The sequence below is a fragment of the Candidatus Aegiribacteria sp. genome, assembly GCA_021108435.1.
Taxonomy (GTDB): domain Bacteria; phylum Fermentibacterota; class Fermentibacteria; order Fermentibacterales; family JCC-6; genus Aegiribacteria.
In genome coordinates, this window is record JAIOQY010000137.1 from 1 (window position 1) to 3,167 (window position 3,167).

Sequence of the window (3,167 nt, forward strand, 5' to 3'; positions counted from 1 at the left end):
GAGATCTTCATCTGTCATTACTCTCACAGCCAGCGGTCCTGCCAGACTCAATGTGTTTGACCTGACAGGACGACTTGTCGCTACACCTTACGAGGGTGACATTTCCGGCTCGGAATCCTTCAGCTGGAATACTTCCGAACTGACTCCCGGAATGTACTTCCTTCGCCTGGTTCAGGGCAATGAAGTATCAACTGCAAGGGTTATGGTTATCAGATAATCCTGTTACATTCTGATCTGTTCTGCGGGAGAGTTTCGACTCTCCCGCTTTTCTATTATCTGCGATGTTTGCTTTACATGTGGAACGATTTTCAATATCTATGGTTGTTTCTCAGGATTCATCAATGATTTAAACGAATTAAAATGCATTCACTCAGAACGAAGGGAAAGGCATGAAAATACCTCTCTGCCTTTTGGTAATCATTTCCGGAGCAGTTCTGGCTTCCGGCATATCTACAATGGAATCCTCAACAGGCGGAATCACTCTTGAATTAACTGCTCCCCAGCCTGGTTATACTGAAATCAATATCAGGGGAGATAATTACTCAGTCATTACGATGGATGGAGCGGAAACCATCAGCGATTTCTCTATGCCAAGGGTTCCCGTTTACAGAACCTGGCTTGAAATTCCTGTTGGCGCAGCAATCGAATTTTCCATCTCGAATGAGACCATTCTCAATTTGGATGGTCCTCCATGGCCAATTGAGCCGGGAATTCTGTCAGCCCCTAAAAGTGAATCTCGCGAGAGCTTCACTATGGAATTCGATGAAAGCGTCTACAGCTCCGGCAGGTCTTTCCCGGAAACCTGGGTAAGAGTAATTTATGCGGGAGAAATGCGAGGACGCAATCTTGCCCTCGTCGAGGTTCTTCCTCTTCGCTGGAATTCTGCTGACAATTCCTGTGACCTGCTTTCTGAAGCGACAATTACACTCTCGTACGAAGGCGGCAACCTTGGAGAAAGCTATGCCAGGGCTGCTCGATACTATGCTCCACCCTTTGAGCAGATACTCTCAAGCATGTTATCCAATTATGGTCTTTTCGAAACTGGATGCAAAACTTATCCTGCGCCTTATCTCATTATCAGCCACGAAAACTTTCTGGGGGCCGATCTTGACAATTTCATCGCCTGGAAGGAAAGCCTTGGTTTCGAGGTGACCCTGGTTGATCTGAGTGTTACAGGCAGTACATACCAGGACATAGAAGCCTATATCCTCGACGCGATTGAGAACTGGACCAATCCGCCTGTATATGTGCTTCTTGTAGGAGATACAATGTATCTTCCCGGAAACATCGCTACAAGGTACAGCGGCATTACCGATCTCTACTACGTCTGTCTTGATGACGGCGGCTATTTTCCCGATGCCTACATAGGAAGGTTCTCTGTAAGAACAGCAGAACAGATTGAAGTAATGGCTAACAGACCGGTAGAGTACGAACAGAATGTGAATGGATTCACTCCATGGGTACAGAATACCTGCTGGATAGCCAGCAACGATTACTGGAACACTTCTGAAGGTTCCCACAACTACTGCATCAGTACTTACCTCGATCCCATGGATTACACATACGACAAAATTTATCCGCATACTTACGGCAGTAATGCGTCTGATGCCATAGCATCTATCAATGGCGGCATCTCTATTCTCACTTTCTCCGGTCACGGATCAACAACATCATGGGACGACATGTATTTCAATTCATCCAATTTTGCTCAGCTGAATAACAACGGGATGTTCCCCGGAGTACTATCCCACGCCTGTCTTACCGGCAGCTATGGAGCCGGAGCAACTTCGGCCTGGTGCGAAACCTGGACCAGAACCCCATCCAAAGGAGGTCTCTGGTTCTGGGGATCGGTACCGAACACTTACTGGCCGGAGGACGATGTAATGGAAAAAGGAGAGTACCACTGGTTCCTCGGAGAAGATGTCTATATGACAATGGGCTTCCTCAATGGAGGCAAGCTGGACCTTTATAACTATTACAGCGGTGGAGGAAGATCGGCCTACTACTTCGAGGGTTACAATCTAATGGGAGACCCCTCCCTCAACATGGCTGTATGGGGTGTAGAGGGAATCGAAGATCAGTCCGGCGGCGTTGTTCCGCAGAATGCAGGAATCCTTATTGCGAATCCCGCCCGAAGTGCTGCAGCAGTGACTCTCGCTGGTTACGGCTACTCCGAGCTCAACGTGTTCGACCTGACAGGGCGGCTTGTGGGGACTCCTTTCAGGGGGGAGATCGCAGGTTCGCAGTCACTGAACTGGGATGTTTCAACCCTCGTTCCAGGTATGTATTTCCTCCAGCTTGTGCAGGGAAACGAAGTATCAACAGCGAGAGTAATGGTTATCAGGTAATTTACATATGCGGGGACACCCACCGAGATTGGGTGTCCCCTGTATTCTCTTTGAAAGGAGATAAAATGAACAAACGTACATTCATCGTTCTTGCCGCGGCACTGATGCTTTCATCCGGTGTTGTAAGCGCGGACTGGCTTTATGCTGTAGATGGAGATTACCTCTACAGTGTAGATCCTTCCGATGGAACATGGAACTCCCTTTCTTCGTCCTGGAACGGAACAGAACTGCTGACATCCTGCCACGGAAATCTGTATGCCATTCAGGGAGATAACCTTTACATTGCCGATCCTGACAATGGCGACTGGGAATCTCTCTCTTCAACCTGGGAGGGTGCTAATGCCTTAACAGCCAGTGCAACTTCTATATACGCGTGTCAGATGGGAACCATATACAAGGTCGACCCAGGCAATGGGAACTGGGAAAGTATTCCGGGTGTTTACGATGGAACACAGTTCCTCGCATGGGCCGGAGGGGCACTGATGGTTATCCAGGATGATGTCCTATACCGAACAGATCCTGCTTCCGGTGATTACACGGAGCTTCCATCCTCATACGCAGGAACTACAGCAATCGCGGGAAGTTCAAGTGCTTTGTACGTTGTTCAGGGAGATATTCTCTATAATGTAGATCCGCATACCGGTGACTTTTCCGACCTTGGAGGAGGATATCAGGGTGTAACTGAAATGGCTGTGGCTAATGGCCTGATCTATACTATCTGGGAAGGTACCCTCTGGGTAACCAATCCTGATACCGGTGAATATGCCGGTCTTACCGAGAGCTGGGAGGGCGCTACGGCATTCTGCTCGCTTTAGGGTT

The 3,167-nt window shown here is 48.5% G+C and carries 3 protein-coding genes; all 3 read left to right on the plus strand.

The window, feature by feature from the left end; translation table 11 throughout:
- A partial coding sequence (locus K8R76_07900) for a T9SS type A sorting domain-containing protein (GenBank protein ID MCD4848097.1) occupies positions 1-217 on the plus strand: 217 nt, incomplete at its 5' end.
- 172 nt (positions 218-389) lie between these two features.
- A complete protein-coding gene (locus K8R76_07905; GenBank protein ID MCD4848098.1) occupies positions 390-2,348 on the plus strand; it encodes a T9SS type A sorting domain-containing protein in 1,959 nt (652 codons plus the stop codon).
- Between the two features lie 65 nt (positions 2,349-2,413).
- The gene (locus K8R76_07910; protein MCD4848099.1) at positions 2,414-3,163 is read left to right on the plus strand and encodes a hypothetical protein; all 750 of its coding nucleotides are present in this window, start codon (positions 2,414-2,416) and stop codon (positions 3,161-3,163) included.
- The last annotated feature ends 4 nt before the right edge of the window (positions 3,164-3,167 follow it).

Bases quoted from the DNA above. Each gene is read 5' to 3' on its own strand.
- K8R76_07905 (MCD4848098.1), top strand. From the start codon at position 390: ATGAAAATACCTCTCTGCCTTTTGGTAATCATTTCCGGAGCAGTTCTG.
- K8R76_07910 (MCD4848099.1), top strand. From the start codon at position 2,414: ATGAACAAACGTACATTCATCGTTCTTGCCGCGGCACTGATGCTTTCA.